Raw genomic sequence first — 23,771 nt, forward strand, 5'->3', positions numbered from 1 at the left:
TGTAATCGGCTGTCATGCTGAACGCAGTGAAGCACCTTATCACGTCAGAACCAATCGTTCCAACGTGATAAGGTGCTTCACTGCGTTCAGCATGACAAACGCAAAGCAAACAATGATTTACTTGCTTGGAATCAGGTACCCTAGCGACAATTGAAACGCCGAGTGGCGGGCGTTTTTCAGGTCGCCGTAGAAGTCGCTGTTGTTGCTGGGTTTCACAAAGTCGCTGAAGGCGCCGGTGTAGCGCAGGCTCAGGCTCAGGCCGTTTTCGGCTTCGTAGCCCACGCCGGCCAGGTAGCCCAGCTCGCTGCGGTTGAAGCCGCTCACGTCGGTTTTGTTCTGGGACTCAGTGGTAGTGGGCGTGCCGCCGAGGGCCGGCGTGGTGGTGGTTTTGGTTTGGTTGTTGGCGCTCAGCAGGTAGGAATACTGCGGGCCGGCCTCGAAAATCAGGCCCGAAGCACGCACCTTCAGCAGCACTGGCACATCGAGGTAGTTGTAGTTCACGCTTCCTTCGCGCTTCTGCTTGCCGCCGAGCAGGCCGGTATATTCGGTGGGCTTGTTTTCGAAGCCTTTCTGCGAGTACAGCACCTCGGGCTGCACCGAGAAAAAGCCGTCGGTGGTGACGGGAATGTTGAGCATGGCCCCGCCCAGGAAGCCGAATTTATTATTGTAAGTATCCTGATTTTGAATGTTGCCGGCCAGGTTGGAGTAGTTGGCCCCGGCGCGCAGGCCGATGCGGATACTTTGGGCCTGAGCCGAAGAAACAGCAGCCGTAGCCAGAAGCGCGGCAGCTAAAATTGCAGTCTTTTTCATGATGAAATAGGGTTAATTGATAAGACGTGTCGCGGGCGCTTCTATCAAAAACGTGCCAACACGCGGCCCTAACGCCCATTACCCAAATAATAGTCTGAGCAGTAAGGCAAAAAAATAACCGCCGGGCGGGCGGTTATTCCTGGCAGTAGGTCGGTTTGGCAGGCTAGCGGCTTAGCTCCTGGGTGGCGGCGGCGCGCTCGGCGGGCGTGTTCACGTTGCGCAGCTCATCGGGCGCGGGCGGGGCCAGCAGCTCGATATCGGAGTTAATCAGCGCCTTGCGCGGGCAGGAGTAGCCGAGGCTCAGAAACCGCAGCAGCTGCCCGTAGCTGTGCGGCTCCCAGATGCTCACCAGCGGCTCCGGAAACTCATCCCACGGGCTGCGGAAGGAGGTGGCCATCCGCGCCGGCTGCCGGTTAGTCACCAGGTATTCCAGGGTGTCGCGGGTGAGGAAGGGCAGGTCGCAGGCCAGTACCAACCAGGCCGCGTTGGGGTCGGCCTGGAAGGCGGACAGGATGCCGCCCAGCGGGCCGAGGTTCAGGAAAGTATCGGGTATGGCGGTGAGGCCGGCGGGCAAGTCGGCGGCCTGGTCGGGGCGCACGGATACGCGCACGTCGGGGCAGAATTCGGCCAGCAGCGCGGCGGTGTGCTGGCGCTGGTCGAGGCTGTGGTAGTGGAGCGCGCCTTTGTCGGTTTGCATCCGCTCGCTGCGGCCACCGGCCAGCACGAGGCCGCGCAGCACGGGCACCGCCAGCTGGTACCATTGCTTGATGAAGGCCGCGATTTTAGCGGTGTCATTCAGCGGCAGCACGGGCGGCAGCGGTGCGGCACTGAGGTGCTCCAGCAGTACGGCGGGCAGTTCGGCCTGGCCTTCGGCGAGGAGAATGAGGCGCACGTCAGTGAGGCGGTCGAGCTTCTTATCGAGCGGCTTGCGCGGGTCGACGATGACGACCTGCTGGCGGGCGCGGAAGTGGTTGCCGTTCACCAGCACGATGCTTTCGTGGGCCAGTAATTCGGGCTGCGAAAACCGGTCCAGCGCCCGCGTCAGGTTGAGCTGGCGGTAGGTGATTTTATCCACCAGCTCGGCCGAAAGGCCATTTTCGGCCACGTAAGGCACCGGCTTAGCGGCGGTATCTGAAGATTCTTCAGCAGCGGCGGAGTCGCCGGCGGCATGGTCGGCATCCACGTAGGCCACGCGCAATTGTGGGGCCAGCAGCGGCAGCAGCCGGGCCACCAGCGTTTGAATCTCGCCGCAGGGCGCTCCCAGAATGGCCAGCTCGTGGCGGCCGAATTCGCCCACATCGGGCCGGACCAAGGCGGCGTGCTTGGGCCGCTTTACGGTTGAGTTTGGTAGACTATCCATTTCGGAATTTACGAATTTTCGGCGCGATGGAAATCTTTTTTGCCGCCGGTCTTCTCAATGAGCTGCACGCCTTCGATGGAAATATCGTGCGAAAAGGCTTTGCACATGTCGTAAATGGTGAGCGCGGCCACAGTGGCGCCGGTCAGGGCTTCCATCTCCACGCCGGTGCGGCCGGTGACCACGGCAGTGCAGACGATGCGCAGGGCCGTGGGCCCGTCGGGCTCGATGGTGATGCTGCAATCATCCAGTCCCAGCGGGTGGCAGAGGGGGATGAGGTCGGCGGTTTTTTTGGCCCCCATGATGCCCGCCAGGATGGCGGTGTGGATAACCGGGCCTTTGTGCGAGGGCATTTCGCCGGCCTGTACGCGGCTCAGCAGCTCCTCGCCCAGCACTACGCGGCAGTGGGCGCGGGCCACGCGGCGGGTCGGCGTTTTCTGGCCGACATCCACCATCGTGGGTTGGTTGGCGGCGTTGACGTGGGTGAAATTCTTGGTTAGCATAGGGCTGTAGAGACGCATAATTGCGTCTAATCGTTGGATGGGTTCTAGCGCGGACTTTTAGTCCGCGACACCGGGTGCCGTGCGGAGGCGCGGACTAAAAGTCCGCGCTACATCTCACTTAGCCAACTCGGCGGTGAATTGTTTCGGCGCAAACTATTGGACTAGTCAGCCGTTTTCAACCCAGCGCCGGGCCACAACAGCCCCGGTAGCCCCGGCGAAATCCGCCCCCATCCACCCCGATTCTCATCATGACCAATACCGCATTAGTAGTTGGTGCCAGCGGCATCATCGGCAGCAACCTGGCCCAGGAGCTGCTGGCAAATAACTGGCCCACCTACGGCCTAGCCCGCCGTCCCGGCACCGATATTCCCGGCCTGCAACCTGTGGCCGCCGACCTCATGGACGTGGCCAGCCTCGAAGCTGCCCTGGCCGACATCAAGCCCACGCACGTCTTCATCACCAGCTGGATGCGCAACGATACCGAAGCCGAGAACATCCGCGTGAACAGCGCCATGGTGCGCAATCTGCTGGCCGTCCTCGGCCCGAAACATTCGGTGCAGCACGTGGCACTAGTAACCGGCCTGAAGCACTATCTCGGGCCGTTTGAAGCCTACGTGAGCGGCGGCGTGGCCCCGCCTACGCCCCTGCGCGAGTCGCAGCCCCGCCTGGCGCTCGACAACTTTTACTACGCCCAGGAAGACGAAGTGTACGCTGCCGCCGCGCGCGACGGCTTCACCTGGAGCATCCACCGGCCGCACACCATCATCGGCAAAGCGGTGGGAAATCTGATGAACCTGGGCACCACGCTGGCCGTGTACGCCAGCATCTGCAAGGCCACGGGGCGGCCATTTCGCTGGCCCGGCTCGCGGGCGCAATGGGAAGGGCTGTCGGACGTGACCGATGCCCGCGTCATCGCCAAGCAATTGGTGTGGGCCGCCACCACCGAGGCCGCCCGCAACGAGGCCTACAACGTGGTGAACGGCGACATTTTCCGCTGGAGCCAGCTGTGGGGCCGCCTCGCCGAGTGGTTTGGCGTGGAGGCCGTGGGCTTCGATGGCAGCATTCACCCGCTGGAAGCCGAGATGGCCGGCGATGCCGAGCTGTGGCGCGAAATCGCCAACAAGAATGGTTTGGCTGAAGCTGATTTGAGCCGCCTGGCCTCGCCCTGGCACACGGATTTGGATCTGGGCCGGCCCATTGAGGTGATGACGGACATGGCGAATAGCCGCAAGCGGGGCTTCACCGTGTTTCAGAGTACGGAGGATTCATTCTTTGATTTATTTGCGAAGCTGCGCGAAGACCGGCTGATTCCGTAGGACGGTGTAGGGGCGGGGCCTGCCCCCGCCCGTCGTTGAACGACACAAGCGCGAGCCTAACGACGGGCGGGGGCAGGCCCCGCCCCTACTTCCATCAAATTCCCATGCTCTCCCCCGCCGAAGCCACCGTCCGCGTCCTCGCCACCGCCCGCCCGCTGCCCACCGAAACCGTGGCCCTGCCCCATGCCGCCGGCCGCATCCTGGCCGAAACCCTCACGGCCGACCGTGATTTCCCTCCCTTCAACCGGGTGGCCATGGACGGCATCGCGGTGAGCTTCGCCGCCTGGGCCGGGGGCCAGACGGAATTCGACATCGCCCACACCCAGTATGCCGGCGAGCCCGCCCGCCCGCTGCCCAGCCCGCAACAGGCCGTGGAGGTGATGACCGGTGCCGTGCTCCCCGCCGGGGCCGACATAGTCATTCGCTACGAGGACCTGCTGCTGCACGACAACCGCGCCCGCATCCAGATTCCGCCGCCCGCCGCGGCCGGCGTCAACATCCACCACCAAGCCGCCGACCGCCACGCCGGCGATGCCCTGCTGCGGCCCGGCACCCGCCTCGGCCCGGCAGAGCTGGCCGTGGCCGCCACCGTGGGCGCCGCCGAAATGGCCGTGCTGCGTGCTCCGGTAGTGGCCGTGGTGAGCACCGGCGACGAGTTGGTGGGCATCGGGGCCACGCCCCTGGCGCACCAGATTCGGCGCTCCAACGTGTATGCCCTGCAAGCGCTGTTTGCCCAGGCTGGGGCCGATATTTCGCTGTTTCACCTCTCCGATAATGTGGAGGAGCTGCGCGTAGGCCTCACCAATATCCTGGCTGCCGGCTTCGATGCCGTGGTGCTGAGCGGGGCCGTGAGCAAGGGCCGCGCCGACCACCTGCCGGGCCTGCTGCGCGAGCTGCACGTTGAGGAAATCTTCCACGAAGTGCAGCAGCGGCCGGGCAAGCCGCTCTGGTTTGGGGCGCGGGCCGACGGGCCGGTGGTGTTCGGGCTGCCCGGCAACCCGGTGTCCACCTTCATCACCGCCTGCCGCTACGTGCGGCCCTGGCTGCGCGCCGTGCAGCAGCCCGCCAGCGCGTCCGAAACGGCTGCCTCTATTGAAGCTCCCCAGCCGGCTGTGCTCACCGTCGATATCACCTTCAAGCCCCAGCTCACACACTTTGTGCCCGTGCGTATGACCGTGGACGCGGAAGGCCGCCGCTTGGCCACCCCGCTCCGCGTGGGCGGCTCCGGCGACATGATGGGGCTGGTCGGTGCCACTGCGTTTCTGGAACTGCCGCCGGAGCCGGCCGTATTTGCGGCGAGGACTGTGTGGCCGGCCTGGGGGTTATAGCACATACTTTAGCTTGTGCCAGGCCTGAATGCTGATTGCACGGGCGTGCAATGCTCTTTCGCATCCTCAAAAGCCAATTACACGGGCGTGCGACGCACTTCTGCATTATCAAAAGCCGGCTGCACGGGCGTACAATGCCCTTCCACACCCTCAAAAGCCGACTGCACGCCCGTGTGACGCGCTTCCGGGCCCTCGAAAGCCGGCTACACGCCCGTGCAATGTCCTTTTGGACATCCAAAAGCCGACTGCACGGGCGTGCGACGCACTTCCGGTAGTACTGAAAGCCAACTGTACTGAGGTACGCCGCCCTTCCACTCCTCCGAAATGCCGGCTACGCCAGCAGCTGCCGCAGCCGCAGGTGTTGCAGCAGCATGATGGTTTTGCCGTCCTGGATTTCGCCGGTTTTTATCATCGCCAGGGCCGCTGGCAGGGGCATTTCGAGCACTTCGATTTCCTCTTCTTCGATGCCGCCGCCGGCGTGCTGTTCGGTGGCCGCCGAGTATTCGGCCAGGTAGAAAAACAGGCGCTCCGTGACCGAGCCGGGGCTCATATAGGCCTCCATCACCTTCTCGACGTGGGTGAGGCGGTAGCCGGTTTCCTCCTCCGTTTCGCGGATGATGGCCGTGTCCGGGTGCTCATCATCGAGCAGGCCGGCGCAGGCTTCGATGAGCATCCCCGTGGGGTTGCCGTTCACGAAAGTGGGCAGGCGGAACTGCCGGGTCAGGATGACGTGGTCGGTGGCGGGGTCGTGGAGCAGGATAACGGCCCCATTGCCCCGGTCGTAGGCCTCGCGTGACTGGGTTTCCCAGGTGCCGTTTTTGCGTTGGTAGTCGAAGGTGATTTTGCGCAGGGTAAACCAGTCGTCGGACAAGGTTTGCTGCTCGCGGAGGCGGATTCGTTCGTTCATGCCGGGGTCGAAAGTTCGTTACTGTTCGTTTTTGTTTCTTTGCGATTGTTTAGAACAAGTAACACCACGGCGATGAATTTCCAGCTGCGCAAGCACCACTTACTGGCCACCCTGGAGCAGCACGGCACCGTGCTGGTGGCCGAGGCCGCCCAACAACTAGGCACCACGCCCATCACCATCCGGCGCGATTTGGCCCTGCTGGCCGAGCAGGGCCTCGTGCTGCGCACCCACGGCGGGGCCGTGCGGCCCGGCATCGCGAAGCACCCGGTGGCCTTCGTTGCCAAAACCACCGCCCACGCCGCGCAGAAGGACTATATCTGCCGCCTGGCCGCCCGCCACGTGGCCGAGGGCGACACCCTTTTCATCGACTGCGGCAGCACCACCTTTCCGCTGTGCGCCCTCATCCGGCACCTCAAAATCCGCGTCGTCACCAACTCGTTGCCCGTGTTGTTCGAGCTGGCCGGCACGGCCGTGCAGGTAGTGATGGCCGGCGGCGAAGTCGATGCTAAGCGGCAGGCCACGCACGGGGCCGTCACGGTGGAGCATTTGCAGCGCTACCGGGTGGATAAGGCCTTTATGGGCGTTGACGGCACCTCCCTGAAGCGCGGCCTGAGTGCCAACAGCGAAAAGGAAGCCTCGATTTATCGGGCGGTGGCCGCGTCGGCCGGCCACGTGTATTTGCTCTGCGATTCGAGCAAGCTGGAGCGCGACCAGTACTTCCAGTTTGCACCCCTGGCTTCGGTGGGCACGCTTATTACCGACCAGCAGGCGCCCGCCGAACTGCTGGCCCGGTACCGCGAAGCGGGCCTGGTAGTGCTCGCGTAGCGCATGCTTTGGCTTGCGCCTCGCGGGTATCAGCACAAGCTAAAGCATGTGCTACAAGCCCCGTTCCGTTGTATCTTCGCCCTACGCTGCTATCCAGAAAGACCGAGGGACCGGGCCCGATGACGTCTTGGCAACCTACCACGAGTAGGTGCCAACTCCCGTTTCACCGCGTTTTTTGGTGAAAAAAGATGACAGCCGGAACCGTGCCTCCCCGCACGGGTTTCTTTCTGGATACGCGCTTACGTAGCTATTCGACCCAGAAAAGAAATGTCCGTCTCCGCCCCTACCCTGCCTGTTATCTCTCCGGAACGCGAAGCCTTCGCTTCGCGCTACAGTCTCCCCGAACTGCTGCGCCAGCGCCTGCTGATTCTTGACGGCGCGATGGGCACCATGATTCAGCGCCACCCGCTCACGGAGGAGGATTTCCGGGGCACCCGCTTCGCCGACCATCCCAAGCCGTTGCGGGGAAATAACGACCTGCTGAGCCTCACCCGTCCCGACATCATCAAAGGCATCCACGCCGAATACTTCGCCGCCGGGGCCGATATGGTGGAAACCAACACCTTCAGCGGGACTACCATCGCGCAGGCCGACTACGGCCTGGAGCACGTGGTGTATGAGCTGAACTACGAATCGGCCCGTCTGGCCCGCGAAGCCGCCGATGAGTACGCCACGCCCGAGCGCCCGCGCTTCGTGGCTGGCGCGGTAGGCCCCACCAACCGCACCGCCTCGCTCTCGCCCGACGTCAACCGCCCCGGCTTCCGCGCCGTGACCTTCGATGAGTTGGCTACTGCCTACCTGGAGCAGGTGCGCGGCCTCGTGGATGGCGGCGTGGATACGCTGCTCATCGAAACCATTTTCGACACGTTGAACGCCAAAGCGGCCCTCTACGCCGTGCAGAAGTTCTTCGACGAAGGCGGCCGCGTGGTGCCGGTCATGATTTCGGGCACCATCACCGATGCCTCTGGCCGCACCTTGAGCGGCCAGACGGTGGAGGCGTTCTGGAACTCCATCCGCCACCTGCCGCTGCTGAGCGTGGGCCTGAACTGCGCCCTCGGGGCCGACCAGCTCCGCCAGTACGTGCAGGAGCTGAGCCGCATTTCCGACGTACATATCTCCGCCTACCCCAACGCCGGCCTGCCCAACGCCTTCGGCGGCTACGACGAATCGGCCCAGGAATTTGCCGCGCTGGTGGAGGAGTATCTGAAGGAAGGCATCGTGACGGTGGTAGGTGGTTGTTGCGGCACTACGCCCCAGCACATCGCCGAACTGAGCAAGCTGGCTGAGAAATACCAGCCCCGCCAGCTGCCCGCCGCCATTCCGCCCGCCACGCGCCTGAGCGGTCTGGAGCCGTTCGGCATCACTGAGCAGAGCCTGTTCGTGAACGTGGGCGAGCGCTGCAACGTGACCGGCTCGCGCGCTTTCGCCCGCCTCATCCGCACCGGCGCATATGAGGAAGCCCTGGCCGTGGCCCGCCTGCAAGTAGAAGAAGGTGCCCAGGTCCTCGACATCAACATGGACGAGGGCATGCTCGATTCGGAGCAGGTGATGACGACGTTTCTGCACCTCATCGCCTCGGAACCCGACATTGCCCGGGTGCCGGTGATGATTGACTCCTCGAAGTGGAGCGTACTGGAGGCCGGCCTGAAATGCGTGCAGGGCAAGAGCATCGTGAACTCGATTTCGCTGAAAGAGGGCGAAGCGGCCTTCCGCGAACGGGCCCATACGGTGCGCCAGTACGGTGCCGCCGTGGTGGTGATGGCCTTCGACGAAAACGGCCAGGCCGACTCGCTGGAACGCCGCATCGAAATCTGCCAGCGCAGCTACGATATTCTGGTGAAGGAAGTGGGCTTCGACCCATCTGACATCATTTTCGACCCCAATATCCTGACCGTGGGCACGGGCATGGACGAGCACCGCAACTACGCCATCGACTTCATCGAAGCCGTGCGCTGGATTAAAGCAAATTTGCCCGGCGCGCTCACCAGCGGCGGCATCAGCAACATCAGCTTCTCGTTCCGGGGCAACGACGTGGTGCGCGAGGCCATGCACACGGCCTTCCTCTACCACGCCATCAAAGCCGGCCTGGACATGGGCATCGTAAACCCCGGCCAGCTCGGCGTGTACGATGAAATCGAGCCCAATCTGCTGGAGCTGGCCGAAGACGTCCTCCTAAACCGCCGCGCCGATGCCACCGAGCGCCTCGTGGAATTCGCCGACACGGTGAAACAGAAGGACAAGGCCGAAGTAGTGGCCGACGAGTGGCGCAGCCTGCCCGTGTGGGACCGGCTGCAACACGCCCTGGTGAAGGGCATCACCGAGTTTATCGACGAGGACACCGAGGAAGTGCGCAAGCAAGTCGGCCGGCCTTTGGAAGTCATCGAAGGCCCGCTGATGGCTGGCATGAACGTGGTGGGCGACCTGTTCGGGGCCGGCAAGATGTTCCTGCCCCAAGTGGTGAAATCGGCTCGCGTGATGAAGAAGGCAGTGGCTTATCTGGAGCCGTACCTGCTGGCCGACAAGCAGGGCTCCGACCGCCAGACGGCCGGCAAAATACTGATGGCGACGGTGAAAGGCGACGTGCACGATATCGGCAAGAACATCGTGGGTGTGGTGCTGGCCTGCAACAACTTCGACATCGTGGACCTCGGCGTGATGGTGCCGCTGGAGAAGATTCTCGACGAAGCCCAGAAGCAAAACGTGGACGTGATTGGCCTGTCCGGCCTCATCACGCCCTCGCTCGATGAGATGGTATACGTGGCCCAGGCCATGGAAAAGCGCGGCCTGAAAATCCCCCTGCTTATTGGTGGGGCCACCACGTCGCGCCTGCACACGGCCGTGAAAATCGCGCCCTCCTACAGCGGCGCGGTAGTGCACGTCAACGATGCCTCGCGCTCGGTGGGCGTGGCCGCCGGCCTGCTCGGCTCGGGCGAAAAAGCCTACGCCCAGACCGTGGCCGACGACTACGCCGCCCTGCGCGCCGACTACGCCAGCCGCCAGCGCGACAAAAGCTACCTGACCATCGAAGCGGCCCGCGCCAACGGCTTCAAGTCGGACTGGAACACGGTTTCTATCACCAAACCCAGCTTCCTCGGCACCAAAGTCCTCGAAGACTACGACCTCGCCGAGCTGGCCCAATACATCGACTGGACGCCCTTCTTCCACACCTGGGAGTTGAAAGGACGCTACCCGCGCATTCTGGAAGACGAAACGCTGGGCGAAGCCGCGACGAAACTATTCGAAGATGCGCAGACCATGCTCGCCACTATCATCGATGGCAATCTGCTCACGGCCCGCGCTGTGCTGGGCTTCTGGCCGGCGAATACGAAGGATTACGACACCATCGAAATCTACGCGGATGATACTCGTGAAACTGTAGCCACTGAGTTTTTCACGCTACGCCAGCAGGGCGAGAAAGGCCCGGGCATCCCCAATATCGCCTTCTCCGATTTCCTGGCTCCGAAGGAAACTGGCCGCGCCGACTACATGGGCGGGTTTGCCGTTACGGCTGGTATTGGCATTGAGAAGCTCATCGAGCAGTACGAAGCCGACCACGACGACTACTCCAGCATCATGGTGAAGGCCCTGGCCGACCGCCTGGCTGAGGCCTTCGCCGAGCGCCTGCACGAGCGGGTGCGCCGCGAGTTCTGGGGTTACGCGCCCGACGAGCACCTCACCGGTGACGACCTCATTCAGGAGAAGTACCGCGGCGTGCGCCCTGCCCCCGGCTATCCCGGCTGCCCCGACCACACCGAGAAAATCACCCTCTTCAAGTTGCTCGACGCCGAGGGCAAAACCGGTATCTCGCTTACCGAAAACCTGGCCATGTACCCGGCCTCGTCGGTGAGCGGTATGTACTACGCCCACCCGGATTCGCGGTATTTCGGGTTGGGCCGAATTGGCGTGGACCAGGTGGCCGACATCGCCCATCGCAAGCACATGCCGCTACCCGAGCTGGAACGCTGGCTGATGCCCAACCTGAACTACGAGCCGAAATAATGTAGTGTGGACTCTGCGAGTCCGCGCCCGCACCACACGAAATAATTGCCCTCACGCTTCCATGCGCGGACTCGCAGAGTCCACGCTACCTATATGAAAGTTACCGACCACCTCGCCCAGGCCAACGGCAAAACCCTCTTCTCCTTCGAGGTGCTGCCGCCCAAAAAGGGCGAAAACATCCACACGCTCTTCTCGAATATCGAGCCGCTGATGGAGTTTAAGCCGCCGTTCATCGATGTGACGTACCACCGCGAAGAATACGTGTACCGCCACCATCCCAATGGCTTGCTGGAGAAGAAAACCGTGCGCCGCCGCCCCGGCACGGTGGGCATTTGCGCGGCCATCAAAAACCGGTTCGACGTGGACACCGTGCCGCACCTCATCTGCGGCGGTTTCACGAAGGAGGAAACCGAAAATGCGCTGATTGACCTGCACTTCCTGGGCATCGACTCCATCCTGGCCCTGCGCGGCGACCCCATCAAATCGGAAGGCCATTTCAAGCCCGAGCTCGACGGCCATGCCTACGCCTGCGACCTCATCGGCCAGGTGGCCAACCTGAACAAGGGGGAGTACCTGGATGAGGAACAGGATGATACCTGGGCCACCAACTTCTGCATCGGCACGGCCGGCTACCCCGAAAAGCATTTTGAAGCGCCTAATTACGCTTCGGATATCAAGTTTTTGAAGCACAAAGTGGACCGGGGAGCTGATTACATCGTGACCCAGATGTTCTTCGACAACGAGGAGTTCTTCAAGTTTGAGCGGAAGTGCCGCGAGGCGGGCATCAACGTGCCCATCATTCCCGGCCTGAAACCGCTCACCACCAAAAGCCAGCTCACCATGCTGCCCCGGGCCTTCTACCTCAACCTGCCCGAGGCCCTGGCCGAAGCCATCAGCCAGTGCCGCGACAACGAGGCCGCCCGCGCCATCGGCATCGAGTGGTGCCTCAACCAGAGCCGCGAGCTGATGGCCCACGGCGTGCCCTGCCTGCATTATTATTCGATGGGCAAGTCGGAAAGCATCCGGCGGGTGGCGGCGGAGTTGTTTTAGGTTGCCTGAGCAGTCGTACAGATGCAGTCGAACAACATTGAACGTCATGCTGAGCGTAGTCGAAGCATCTCTACCGTGTAACTAATCCTGACGATTTGGATTACTACTGCGGTAGAGATGCTTCGGCTGCGCTCAGCATGACGTTCTTTCTCATCACAGCTTTTCATCTGAGCTAACCTTTCAGCCGGCGTAGCAGTACAGGGCACAAGCGGCCGCAACGGCCGTTATTTGCAACCTACTTACTGTGTTTGTGCTATGAATGGTGAATTGCGTAATCGGCCGGCGGCCCTGAAACTCGGCGGCGTATTACTGGCCGCACTGCTGCTCACCGGCTGCGACTCGACACCCAACGAGCGCCGGGCCGCTGCCCGCGAGGCCGGCCATGAGCTGGACACCGTGGCCCGCACCGCCGCCGGCAAGCTGGCCCGCATCGGCAAGGCCACGGCCACCTACGATGCCAGCAACCGCGCCCGCCGCGCCCGGCCCCTCGACCCGCGCCAACAGCTGGCCATGGAAGCCAAGCTGATGGGCCCTTACAACGGCCAGATTAACTCCCTCACGCCCCAGGACCTGCCGGCCGCCTACGGCCAGCTGGTGCGCGAAACCCGCACCCAGCGCGCCACCTGGACCGACCGCGACTGGGACTACGCCCGCGCCGTGTACCAGCGCCTGAACGACCAGCTGAAGCAGGTCCGCATGGACATGCCCGCCCGCGACGAAGTGCGCGTCCGCGCCCGCCAGGCCGAGTTCGTGAGCCTGCAGGCCGGCCACGCCGTGAACGGCATCGACGCCGCCACCCGGAAACAGCCGAAATAGAATTATGAATTAAAAATTATGAGTTATGAATTGCTTATCATGCCTTTGCGGTACCATACTTCGCCCACAAATTCATAACTCATAATTTTTAATTCATAATTCCCTCCCGTGTCCCGCCCCGACTCCGTCGTTTTTCTCGAATCGTTTTACGAGCCGATGGCGGCCAACCTGGCCCGCACCCGGCTGGAGGCTGCGGGCATTCCGTGCTTTCTCAGCAATGAGAATCTGGTGTCGATGATGCCGCTCTACAGCCCGATTACGGGCGGTGTGCGGCTGCACGTGCGGCAGAGCGACGCGCAGGCCGCGCTCGACATCCTGCACGCCGAGCCTGAGCCCCGGCCTACCGGCCCGGATGTGGCTTCTTTCGAGGCCGACGCGCCCGACCCAGTCACACCGCGCTGCCCACGCTGCGGGTCGTCGGACGTGGCGTATGGGCCGGCCACGCGCAATACCTACGGGTTCTGGTCGGGGCTGCTGTCGGTGCTGCTGCGGTTTCCGGTGCGCGGCAACAGGTTTCACTGCTTCCACTGCGGCAACGAGTTTGCGTAGGTAGCCAGCAGCGGGGTATTGAAGCTGAAAGCCAATACCAAAGGCATCGGGATTGCCGTTATTGCAGCATGGCTGGCGAACATAACCGGCGGCTTGGGCTGCTGTTGCTTATTGGATTGGTGTGGCCGGGTGTGCCTGCGCTGGCGCAAGCGCCCCTGCCTTCCGGTGACGGTATCAGAGGCGACTACTACGAAGGGACGAATTTTGAGAAATACGTCCTGACTCGTCGCGATGCGACCATTAATTTCAACTGGGGCCACCAACCGCCCGCATCGGGGATGCCAGCCGAGGAGTTTTCGGTGCGCTGGACGGGCTGGCTGGTGCCACCGGTCAGCGGCAAATACGTTTTTCATGTTACCGTAGACGACGGGGTTCGGCTGTGGCTGAACGACCGGCAACTGCTGAACGAATGGCGCGGACAGCCCCTGAGCGACTACACCGCTACGGCGGAGCTGCGGGCCGGCGAGCCATACCACCTGCGGGTTGACTACTGCCAATACGGCCTGGATACCCGCATTTTCATCACTTGGGAGCGGCCCGACGTACCCCTGAAACCGCCGACTGCATCGTGGCGCAACTTCTGGGGTAAAATGGCCGAAATGCCAAAGTTGGCTCCAATTCCGACCAGCTACCTGTTCAGCCGCAACCCGCCACCGGCCGCCACCGGCACGGCGGCCCCCAAGCCAGTAGTTCGGCCACCGAAACCAGAGCCGGCCCGCGTCATTCCTACGCCGCCAGCTGTGGTACCTGTCCGCCCGGCCGCGGTGGTGCCCAAGCCGGTTCGCAGCCCCGCTCCCGTGCCGAACCTGGCCGCTTCCGTTGGCAGCAGCGAGGCAATAGCAGCTCCAGCATCAGCTGCGGCCCCAACAATGCTTCTGGCCGATTCGGGCAGCGTGGCTTCGCTGACCGGCCTAGCCATAGGCGGCACGGTGACGTTGCCGGAGCTGTATTTCGACCAGGGCAAGGCCGTGTTGTTGCCGCCCTCCCGCGCCGCCCTCGACCGGCTGGCCACCATCCTGAGTGCCCAGCCAGACCTGCGCCTCGAAGTGCAGGGCCACACCGATAACGTGGGCAACGCCGAACTCAACCGCCAGCTCTCGCAGCAGCGGGCCGAGGCGGTGTGCCTCTATCTCACAGCCCACGGCGTGAGCACGGCCCAGCTTCGGCCGGTGGGATACGGCGGCACCCAACCCGTGGCCGACAACGCCGACCCCGCCCAGCGCCCCCGCAACCGCCGCGTGGTGCTGCGCCGGCTCTGAACCACCGGTAGGGTAGCACGGGCAAATAACCGGGTCAGCGGCAGCCATTGGCGGGTTTTTCGCGTAAGCCGGGGCATCACGTTTTCCTACCCGCCATGCCTCCTAAGAAAACCACGGCTGCTCCCGCCGCCCAAAAAAAACCGGCTACTCCTGCCAAGAAAGCCGCCCCTGCCAAAGCCGAGCGCCGCCCCACGGCCAAGGACATGAAGGCCGCTGCCCAGAAGCTGCCCTACCCGGCCAAACAGGCCGATATGAAGCTGCAGCCCCAATCGGACCTGGCCAATTACAAAGCCGCCGGCAAGCTGAAGGATAAAGTCGCCATCATCACCGGGGCCGACTCCGGCATTGGCCGGGCCGTGGCCATTGCCTTTGCCAAAGAGGGCGCGCACGTAGCCGTCGTCTTCAACGAAAACGTGGAGGATGCGGAGAAAACCAAGCAAATGGTCGAAAAGGAGAAGCGCAAGTGCCTGCTACTCCAGCTCGATGTGCGCGACCCCGAGCAGTGCAAGCAGGCCGTGCGCCGCACCCTGGCCGAGCTGGGCGGGCTGAATATCCTGGTGAATAACGCCGCTTTCCAAATGAGCCAGGCCAAGTTCGAGGACATCCCGGAGGAGCAGATTCGTCGCACTTTCGATACCAATATTCTGGGCTACATCTGGATGGCGCAGGCTGTGATTCCGCACCTCAAAAAGGACGACTGCATCATCAACACGGGCAGCATCGTGGGCATCACGGGCATCCCGATTCTGGTGGATTACGCCTGCTCGAAGGCCGGAATTCATGCCCTCACCAAGTCGCTGGCGCTGTATCTGGGCGAAAAAGGCATTCGGGTGAACTGCGTGGTGCCCGGCCCGGTCTGGACGCCCAACATCCCCGGCACCATGCCCCGCGAAGAAATCGCCAAGTTCGGCCACGAAGTAGCCCTCAAGCGCCCCGGCCAGCCCGAGGAGCTGGCCCCCGCCTACGTACTGCTGGCCTCGCAGGATGGCTCGTTCATGACCGGCAGCCTCGTACACGTGACGGGCGGCAAGCTTAGCAGCGACGAGTAGGGCGAATAGATTTTACTGAACGTCATGCAGAGCGCAGCGAAGCATCTTGCCCGCAGTAGTAATCATTTGCTATCGGGGTAAAGATGCTTCGCTGCGCTCTGCATGACGGCCTTAACCGCACTCTGACTTCGGCAAACTGACTAACTATACCTGTTTAGCAACATTTTTGCGCCGCGAATAATCAACCAGCGAAGCCGCCGGTTACCTTGGCACTTGTCGCCCGCTTTCAGCGCGTTAGCCGCTGCGGCGGCCACGTTTTTCACCTCCTTCTTTCACTTCAATTCCCACATTTTACATGGCCGAAAACTCCTCTTCCCTGCTCGACCGCAGCCGCACCGTGGCGGGGCCGGGCTACAACCGCTGGCTGGTGCCGCCGGCCGCCCTGGCCATTCACCTGGCCATCGGGCAGGCCTACGCCTTCAGCGTATTCAACAAGCCGCTGGGCGCACTCATCAGCGGCGACCCGGCCAAGCCCGCGCCCGACGACTGGACTCCGCTACAAATCGGCATCACGTTTTCCATTGCTATTGTGCTGCTGGGCCTTTCGGCGGCCATTTTTGGGAAGTGGCTGGAGCGCGTGGGGCCGCGCAAGGCCATGCTGGCCTCGTCGCTCTGCTTCGGCGGCGGCTTCCTGATTGCCTCGCTGGGCGTGCACCTGCACAATATCTGGCTGCTGTATTTCGGCTATGGGGTCGTGGGCGGCATCGGGCTGGGCATCGGCTACATTTCGCCGGTGAGCACGCTGATTAAGTGGTTTCCCGACCGCAAGGGCGTGGCCACGGGCATGGCCATCATGGGCTTTGGCGGCGGCGCGATGATTGGCTCGCCGCTGGCCAACAACCTGATGACGCACTTCAAAGGCTCGGCCCCGCTGGGCGTGGCCCCCACGCTCATCGTGATGGGCATCATTTACCTGATTTTCATGCAGTTTGGCGTGTGGACCATTCGCGTACCGGCCGATGACTGGAAGCCCGCCGGCTACGTGCCCAGCACCGTGCACAACGACATGATTACCACGGCCAACGTATCGGCCGACAACGCCATCAAAACGCCGCAGTTCTGGATGCTGTGGGTGGTGCTGCTCTGCAACGTGACGGCCGGCATCGGCGTGCTCGAAACGGCCTCGCCGCTCATTCAGGCCGTTATTTCCGGCACGGCCAAAGGCAAGGGCATGGATAGCACGGCCCTGGCGGCGGCCGGCGCGGGCTTTGTGGGCCTGCTCAGTTTGTTCAACTTGCTGGGCCGCTTCTTCTGGTCGTCGGCTTCGGATAAGCTGGGCCGTAAGGTGGCGTATGCCATCTACTTCGGCCTGGGCGTGGTGCTTTATGCGCTGGCCCCTACGCTGGGAGCTAATGCGCAGCTAACGCTGTTTGTGGTGGTTGCCTGCGTGATTATCAGCATGTACGGCGGCGGGTTTGCCACGGCTCCTGCGTACTTGTCCGACTTGTTTGGCAAGTATCAGGTAGGTGCCATCCACGGCCGTTTGCTCACGGCCTGGAGTACGGCCGGCGTGCTCGGCCCGCTCATCGTGCACTACCTGTCCGATAGCCGCAAGGCCGAAGGCTTCACCGGCGCGGCCATGTACCAGACGGTGTTTTATACCATGGCTGGCCTGCTGGTGGTCGGTTTCCTGGCTAACATCATCGTGACGGCCGTGAACGAGCGGTACTACGAAAAAGGCCCCGTGACGGTAGAAGCCGGCGGCCACTAAGTCTCAGTCTTTCAAACCATAACTTAACTTCGATATGAATCCGCAACCCAATTCTCCTACCCCTCCTGCCGCCGAGCCCGGCGTGGGCGGCTCGGTGGTCCTGGCCTGGCTGGTGGTGGGCCTGCCCCTGGCCTGGGGCGTGTCGCAAACGTTCATTAAGGCACTGGCACTGTTTAAATAAGCACCGTTTGCGTCTGTTTTTGAGAAAGCAGCCGGCCTTGGGGTCGGCTGCTTTTTTGTTTCAACCTGCCAAGACGGTCGATTTATTTGGTGGTCAGGGCATAGAAATAATGTGCTCCTGGCCGAAAATTTTCCTGGTTCGCGGCCCAGCCCCGGGAAGATTTTGCTCGTAAGGAGTTATTAGCTGAGCCGTTTCGTGCGGCGCTGTTTCAGCCCAAGCCCCCATCTCCTGATGTCCGTTCCCGTTTATCCTAGCGGCACCGTGCGCGCGCTGCTCGATACGCCGCACGTATCGGAGGCCACCCGCACCGCCGTGCAGGCCCGCCTCGCTGCGCCGGCCGCCTACGCGCCCCAGTTTCTGGCCCCCGAAACCTACGCCCTGCTCGAAGCCGTGGCCGCCCGCCTGCTCCCGCAGTCCGACCGGGCCGATGCGCCCATTCCGCTAGCTCCCGCCGTAGACCAGCGCCTGGCAGAAGGCCGTGCCGACGGCTGGCGCTACGACGCCCTGCCGCCCGACCGCGAGGCCTACCACCTGGGCCTGGGCGGCATTAAGGAAATCGCGCAAGCGCAGTTTAAGACCGATTTCACGAATCTGGATGCCGAGCAGCAGGACGCGGTGCTGCAAGCCCTGGCCAGTGGCACCCCGCCCGGCGCAACCTGGGCCACGCTGGATGCGGGCCGCTTTTTCGAGGAAATGCTGGCTGAGCTAACCGAAACCTACTACGCCCACCCGCTGGCCCAGGAGGAAATTGGTTACGTGGGCATGGCCGACCTGCCGGCCTGGACGAAAATCGGCCTCAACGAAAAAGAAGAACGGGAAGTGAAAGTGGTAAATGAGTAGCTGAGCAACTGAGTAAATGGTCGTTTACCTACTCGTATTAACTCGCTCGTCTACCGCACATTGCCCCTTTACTCAATTGCTCATTTACTCATTGCAAAAATGCCCGACGAAGAAGTTCTAGAAGAAGGCGTCCTCAATCCCGTCAAGCCCGAAATTCAGGACCCGCTGCTGCGCGCGTTGCTGGCCGATGAGCCCGCTACCGCCCCTGTAGCGGCCGATACGCCCAAAGAGCAACCGCTGCCCACCGAGCCCGAAGCCGACGAAGTGGACTGCGTGGTGATTGGGCTGGGCGCGGGCGGCGCGCCGCTGCTGGCCCGTCTGGCCATGGCCGGCCTGAAGGTAGTGGCCTTGGAAGCCGGCCCCTGGCACAACCCTGCGAAGGACTTCGCTACCGACGAAAAGGCCCAGGATTTCCTGTTCTGGAATGATGAGCGGCTGGCCGCCGGCCATGACCCGCTGGCCATGGGCAAAAACAACTCCGGCACCGGCGTAGGCGGCTCCACGCTGCACTACACGGCCTACACGCCCCGCCCGCTGCCCGATGATTTACACATCCGGCGCGATTTCGGGCAGGGCGAGGATTGGCCGGTGAGCTATGAGGAGCTGGCTCCATATTATGAAGAAGTAGAGCATTTTATTGGAGTTTCGGGGCCAACGCCCTACCCCTGGGGCCCCAGCCGCCGCAAAGGCTACCCGCTGGCCCCGCTGCCGCTGAACAGCGCCGCCCAGCTGATGGTGCGCGGCGCGGAGAAAATGGGGATTAAGACTTCCCCGGCGGCGAATGCGGCGCTTTCGGCCCGCTACTACCAGGAAGGAATTGGCTGGCGCGAGGCTTGTACCAACCGGGGCTTTTGCCAGGCCGGCTGCTCGAATGGCGCGAAGTCGAGCATGGACGTGACCTTTATTCCGCTGGCGGTGAAGCACGGGGCCGACATCCGCCCCAACAGCTTCGTGACCGAGATTGAGCGTGATGCCCGGGGCTACGTGACGGGCGTGGTGTACACCCAGAACGGCGAGCAAAAGCGCCAGCGCTGCCGCCACCTCTTCCTCTGCGGCGGCTCAGTGGAGACGCCGCGCCTGCTGCTGCTGAATGAGCTGGCCCTGACCAGCGGGCAAGTCGGCCGCAACCTGATGGCCCACCCCGGCCTGCAAGTATGGGGCACATTTGCCGATGAAGTGCGGCCCAACAAGGGCATTCCCGGCGGGCTAATTTCGCAGGATACCCACCGGCCGGCCGGGGCCGATTTCATCGGCGGCTACCTGCTGCAAAGCATTGGCGTGATGCCCGTAACATTTGCCGGGCAGGTGGCGCGGGGCCGCAAGCTCTGGGGCCAGCCCCTGCGCGACTATATGCGCAACTACAACCATATTGCCGGCATCAATATCCTGGGCGACTGCCTGCCCCACGCCGACAACTTTATGGAGCTGGCCGAGGAAAAAGATGCGCGCGGCCTGCCAAAACCCCGCCTGCACTTCACGGCCCAGGAAAACGAGCAGCGCATGAATGCCCACGCCGAAAAGGCGATGCGCGGCATCTGGGAGGCGGCCGGCGCTACCGATATATGGTCGTTTCAGCGCTACGCCCACGTCATCGGCACGGCCCGCATGGGCAAAAGTGGCGACGACGCGGTGGTGGACGCCAATGGCCGCGCCTTCGACGTACCCAACCTCTACATCTCCGATAATTCGACCTTCCCCAGCGCACTCAGCGTGAACCCGGCGCTGACCATTATGGCCCTGAGTCTGCGCACGGCGGATAAGTTTCTGGAGCAGCAGCAGCGGCGGGATACCTGAACGTCATGCTGAGCGTAGCCGAAGCATCTCGCTTGCCACCACTAATCAATAATGAAACAACGATTGGATTACTGCTGCACGCGAGATGCTTCGGCTGCGCTCAGCATGACGTTCTAAAATACAGCCATATGAAGTCCTTTCTCACGGAAATTCACGACCATTTCGGCGACGGTAACTACGAGGGCGACGAATTCGGCGGTGCGCGCGGGCACAACGGCAACGGCCTGCCCACGGGCCTGCCCAACAATTTCATGTTTGCCACCGGCATCGAGTGCAGCTACCCGACCATCGACGGCGGCAAAACCCGCCGTGATATGCTGGCCGAGTGCGACCACTACAACCGCTACCAAGAAGACCTGGCGCTGGTGAAAAGCATGGGTCTGAAAGTGTTGCGCTACGGCCTGCCCTACTACAAAATTCAGCTCAGCCCCGATAAATACGACTGGGAATTTGCCGACCTGGCAATGGCCGAAATGCAGCGCCTGGAAATCACGCCGATTCTGGACTTGATGCACTTCGGCGTGCCCGATTTCATTGGTAATTTCCAGAACCCAGAGCTGCCGGTACACTTCGCCGCCTACTGCGAGGAAGTGGTGAAGCGCTACCCCTGGGTGCGCTTTTATACGCCGGTGAACGAGATTTACGTGACGGCCAAGATGAGCGCCAAAGATGGCATCTGGAACGAGCAGCTGAAGTCCGACAAGGCCTTTGTGACGGCCCTGAAGCACATTGTGGCCGCCAGCATCATGGGTACGCAGCGCATTGCCAAGCACCGACCCGACTGCATCATCGTGCAAAGCGAGTCAGCTGAGTTCACCCACGAGCTGCGGGCCGAACACACCTACGAGGTGCAGATGCAGAACAAAATGCGCTTCGCCGCACTCGATTTGCTTTATGGCCACCACCCCGAGGGAGATGTACTCAACTACCTCTACGATAACGGGATGAGCCGCCGAGAATACGACTGGTTTATGGCCGGCGAGCCGCCCGGCTACCAGATTATGGGCAACGACTACTACGGCCGCAACGAGAAAATTATGCTGCCGAATGGCGAAATCGTGACCAGCATGGACGTGCTGGGCTGGTACAACATCACCCACGACTACTACCAGCGCTACAAAAAGCCGGTGATGCACACCGAAACCAACGTCCTCGAAGCCAAGGATGCGCCCACTTGGCTCTGGAAGCAGTGGGTTAATATATTGAGGATGAGAAAAGAAGGCGTGCCCGTCCTCGGCTTCACCTGGTACTCGCTCATCGACCAGCTCGATTGGGATAAGGGCCTGGAGCGCAAAGTGGGCACCGTGAACCCCTGCGGCCTCTTCGACCTCGACCGCAAGCCCCGCCCCGTATCCGAAGCCTACAGAATGCTACTCCAGGAGTACGGCCAGATTACGATAGTACCTCACGGCGAGCTATTTGAGGTAACGAAAGCGCCCGCCACACTGAAGGTGGAGGTGTAGCGTGGGCTCTACGAGTCCGCGCCTGAGAAATATTGGATGCGCGGACTCGCAGAGTCCGCACTACATTCACTCACCCTACACCCGCCGCGCATTCTTTGCACTCCCATGAAACAAGCGCTGCTGCAAAACCAGCTCCACCGCCTGCTCTGGCAGCACGGGCTGCTGCTGCTGCTGGGCCTGGCCCTCTACCTGCTCGACAAGCACGAAGGCCTGCCGCCCGACGTGATTACGGGCCTGCTGCTGGTGGCAGCGGCCGGCAAGACGGGCTACTTTCTGCTGCACAATTTCCGCGCCCTGGCAGCCCTGCGCGATACCTTCCAGCAATTCCTGCTGCTCGTTTCGCTCAACTTAGGCATGATTGCGCTGTCCTTTGCCCTCGATTTTTATTGCCTATACCGCGTCAACGACCACGCCTTCGCCGGGCTGCGGCCGGGCTCGGAGCTGGAGGTTTTCGGGCAATTATTTTACCACAGCGTGGGCACGCTCATCAGCAACTCGGGCAGCACCGTGACGGCGGCGGCCGGCCCCACGCAGGTGCTGCTGCTGCTGGAAAAAATCTCCGGCTTCGTGTCCACGGTCTTCGTCATTTCGAACGCCGCCAACTACCTCGGGCCGCTGCCCAAGGCCGGGCCGAAACCCGTAGCCCCGGCCGATGGGCCGGAAACATTGCCGAAGCCCGAAACTGGCAACGCAGCTACGGTTGGCCCTAACTCGTAAAGCCGGGCCATGACTACTCCTGCCCCCGGCCTGCTTCTGCGCGTAGCCGCCATCTGGCCCCTGCCGGGCCTGGGACTGCTCGCGCTGCCCGCTGGTCCCACCCCGCTGCTGCTGCCCTACGCCCTGCACACAGCGCTGGTGGTGGCCGCCATCCTACCCGATGGTACCCGGCAGCCGGGCACCGCCACGGTGGAGGAGGTGAGCCGGCCCGATACCGGCACCGGGCCGGTACGCGGGCTGCTGCTCGATATGGGCACCGCCTGCGCACTGCCACCGGACACCGAAATCTGGCTGGCCGGGGAGCCCGCCGACGAGCTTCGGTAAGTGCCTGCTCATCCGTTTATCGACTCCCAATTGCCCCCGTCGACTTTCCGGGGGGCTTGGTAGACGCGCCTTGGTGGCCGGGGTGCGCTCCCGCTAGTTTCGACGCACCCGAAGGACGGGCCGGCCGACTGGCCGTTTTCGCATTCCCCTTTTCACTATTTATCTCATGTTCAAAATGCTCTTTTCACTCCTGGCGCTTGGCTTATTATGCTCCGGGCCCACGGCCTCGGCCCAGTGCCGCGACCCCTGGATTGCGCAGGCTTACAAGCAGATGGCCAGCCGTGCGCCTGTGGGCCAAGGCGATGCCTGCGAGTGCAACACGCACCTCTACAACAATGGCAGCTGGGGCAACTACAACGAGCTGGCCGGCTACGTGAAGCAATACCTGCAAAGCGGTGTGCGCCTGGGCTACGCCCCACTGCCCAACGGCAACTTCGCCGTGGCAGTGCTGCAAGGCAACCAGGTAGCCGCTATTTCGGTCCTGAACTCGGGCGGCAACGTGGTGTCTTCCGGAGGTGGCAACGTGGTCGCTTCCGGAGGTGGCAACGTGGTCGCTTCCGGGGGTGGCAACCTGGTGGCCTCAGGCGGCGGCAACATCACCGGGCTGAGTGCCAACACGCCGGGCTTCTCCTTCGGGCAGGCCCGCGGGGTGCTCGCCGCCGGCGAGCGCCGCCTGCCCACCAGCGGCGGCGGCACCATCGTCATCCGCTGAGGTTGCCAATATCCAATTTTCGCTATCTGCTCCCCGCTCCGGCTTCGGCTGGGGCGGGGAGTTTTTTTCTAAATTCAGGTCCGCCCGGTTGGTTGCCCCCAAACGGCTTCTGCACGGTTAGTCGACGCCCGACAGCTATTCGCTTGGCAGGTTTAATCTTTCACCAGAAATTTTACTGTTTTCGGCACGGAACTAGTTGGGAGGCGCTTGCGCTTTGCGTAAATTGCCGGACTACTTAAGGTTTTGGCATTTGGCTCTTTT

The 23,771-nt window shown here is 62.6% G+C and carries 21 protein-coding genes and 1 riboswitch; of the genes, 17 read left to right on the forward strand and 4 right to left on the reverse strand.

The features are described from left to right. Positions 1–117: 117 nt before the first annotated feature. The 3 genes from ACYU70_RS15265 to moaC form a co-directional block, all read right to left on the reverse strand. The gene (locus ACYU70_RS15265) at positions 118–810 is read right to left on the reverse strand and encodes a porin family protein (protein ID WP_342297690.1); all 693 of its coding nucleotides are present in this window, start codon (positions 808–810) and stop codon (positions 118–120) included. Between the two features lie 163 nt (positions 811–973). After that, on the reverse strand, positions 974–2,170 hold the full coding sequence (locus ACYU70_RS15270) for an NTP transferase domain-containing protein (protein ID WP_342297691.1): 1,197 nt from the start codon (positions 2,168–2,170) through the stop codon (positions 974–976). A gap of 8 nt (positions 2,171–2,178) precedes the next feature. Next, entirely contained in the window at positions 2,179–2,670 is a 492-nt protein-coding gene (gene moaC, locus ACYU70_RS15275) for a cyclic pyranopterin monophosphate synthase MoaC (RefSeq protein WP_342297692.1), read from the reverse strand. Positions 2,671–2,918: 248 nt separating this feature from the next. On the opposite strand from moaC, the gene ACYU70_RS15280 reads away from it, so the two are divergent. Together ACYU70_RS15280 and ACYU70_RS15285 are read left to right on the forward strand one after the other, a co-directional pair. Next, positions 2,919–3,986: an SDR family oxidoreductase gene (locus tag ACYU70_RS15280; protein WP_342297693.1), complete on the forward strand. Its 1,068-nt coding sequence runs from the start codon at positions 2,919–2,921 to the stop codon at positions 3,984–3,986. Positions 3,987–4,090: 104 nt separating this feature from the next. Next, positions 4,091–5,314: a molybdopterin molybdotransferase MoeA gene (locus ACYU70_RS15285; protein WP_342297694.1), complete on the forward strand. Its 1,224-nt coding sequence runs from the start codon at positions 4,091–4,093 to the stop codon at positions 5,312–5,314. 331 nt (positions 5,315–5,645) lie between these two features. Here ACYU70_RS15285 and ACYU70_RS15290 read toward each other — a convergent pair whose 3' ends face one another. After that, complete coding sequence (locus ACYU70_RS15290; RefSeq protein ID WP_342297695.1) at positions 5,646–6,221, reverse strand: NUDIX domain-containing protein; 576 nt, start codon at positions 6,219–6,221, stop codon at positions 5,646–5,648. Between the two features lie 45 nt (positions 6,222–6,266). Between ACYU70_RS15290 and ACYU70_RS15295 the strand changes: the two genes are divergently transcribed. The 15 genes from ACYU70_RS15295 (at position 6,267) to ACYU70_RS15365 (ending at position 23,510) form a co-directional block, all read left to right on the forward strand. Then, positions 6,267–7,046, forward strand: coding sequence for a DeoR/GlpR family DNA-binding transcription regulator (locus ACYU70_RS15295; protein ID WP_460616038.1), 780 nt, complete (start codon positions 6,267–6,269; stop codon positions 7,044–7,046). Between the two features lie 86 nt (positions 7,047–7,132). Continuing rightward, a riboswitch (SAM riboswitch) is annotated at positions 7,133–7,241 on the forward strand. A gap of 72 nt (positions 7,242–7,313) precedes the next feature. Then, entirely contained in the window at positions 7,314–11,045 is a 3,732-nt protein-coding gene (metH, locus tag ACYU70_RS15300) for a methionine synthase (protein ID WP_460616039.1), read from the forward strand. Positions 11,046–11,138: 93 nt separating this feature from the next. Continuing rightward, on the forward strand, positions 11,139–12,095 hold the full coding sequence (gene metF, locus ACYU70_RS15305; RefSeq protein ID WP_342300280.1) for a methylenetetrahydrofolate reductase [NAD(P)H]: 957 nt from the start codon (positions 11,139–11,141) through the stop codon (positions 12,093–12,095). Between the two features lie 255 nt (positions 12,096–12,350). Then, complete coding sequence (locus tag ACYU70_RS15310; RefSeq protein ID WP_342300282.1) at positions 12,351–12,911, forward strand: hypothetical protein; 561 nt, start codon at positions 12,351–12,353, stop codon at positions 12,909–12,911. A gap of 108 nt (positions 12,912–13,019) precedes the next feature. Then, a complete protein-coding gene (locus tag ACYU70_RS15315) occupies positions 13,020–13,460 on the forward strand; it encodes a putative signal transducing protein (RefSeq protein ID WP_342300283.1) in 441 nt (146 codons plus the stop codon). A gap of 68 nt (positions 13,461–13,528) precedes the next feature. After that, the gene (locus ACYU70_RS15320; RefSeq protein WP_342300285.1) at positions 13,529–14,719 is read left to right on the forward strand and encodes a PA14 domain-containing protein; all 1,191 of its coding nucleotides are present in this window, start codon (positions 13,529–13,531) and stop codon (positions 14,717–14,719) included. 203 nt (positions 14,720–14,922) lie between these two features. Next, entirely contained in the window at positions 14,923–15,768 is an 846-nt protein-coding gene (locus ACYU70_RS15325; protein WP_342300317.1) for an SDR family oxidoreductase, read from the forward strand. 295 nt (positions 15,769–16,063) lie between these two features. Further along, positions 16,064–17,479, forward strand: coding sequence for an L-lactate MFS transporter (locus tag ACYU70_RS15330; protein WP_342300287.1), 1,416 nt, complete (start codon positions 16,064–16,066; stop codon positions 17,477–17,479). 34 nt (positions 17,480–17,513) lie between these two features. Continuing rightward, a complete protein-coding gene (locus tag ACYU70_RS15335) occupies positions 17,514–17,660 on the forward strand; it encodes an MFS transporter small subunit (RefSeq protein ID WP_342300289.1) in 147 nt (48 codons plus the stop codon). Positions 17,661–17,891: 231 nt separating this feature from the next. Continuing rightward, positions 17,892–18,500, forward strand: coding sequence for a gluconate 2-dehydrogenase subunit 3 family protein (locus ACYU70_RS15340; protein WP_342300290.1), 609 nt, complete (start codon positions 17,892–17,894; stop codon positions 18,498–18,500). 99 nt (positions 18,501–18,599) lie between these two features. Further along, positions 18,600–20,294 carry a GMC family oxidoreductase gene (locus ACYU70_RS15345; RefSeq protein ID WP_342300292.1) on the forward strand — a complete coding sequence of 565 codons (1,695 nt, stop codon included), beginning with the start codon at positions 18,600–18,602 and terminating at the stop codon, positions 20,292–20,294. 128 nt (positions 20,295–20,422) lie between these two features. Then, positions 20,423–21,757, forward strand: a complete 1,335-nt coding sequence (locus ACYU70_RS15350) for a family 1 glycosylhydrolase (protein WP_342300294.1) — start codon at positions 20,423–20,425, stop codon at positions 21,755–21,757. A gap of 105 nt (positions 21,758–21,862) precedes the next feature. After that, positions 21,863–22,474, forward strand: coding sequence for a hypothetical protein (locus ACYU70_RS15355; protein ID WP_342300296.1), 612 nt, complete (start codon positions 21,863–21,865; stop codon positions 22,472–22,474). Between the two features lie 9 nt (positions 22,475–22,483). After that, positions 22,484–22,798, forward strand: coding sequence for a hypothetical protein (locus ACYU70_RS15360; RefSeq protein WP_342300298.1), 315 nt, complete (start codon positions 22,484–22,486; stop codon positions 22,796–22,798). A gap of 175 nt (positions 22,799–22,973) precedes the next feature. After that, a complete protein-coding gene (locus ACYU70_RS15365; protein ID WP_342300299.1) occupies positions 22,974–23,510 on the forward strand; it encodes a hypothetical protein in 537 nt (178 codons plus the stop codon). Positions 23,511–23,771 lie beyond the last annotated feature (261 nt).

This window comes from Hymenobacter segetis (assembly GCF_054776495.1).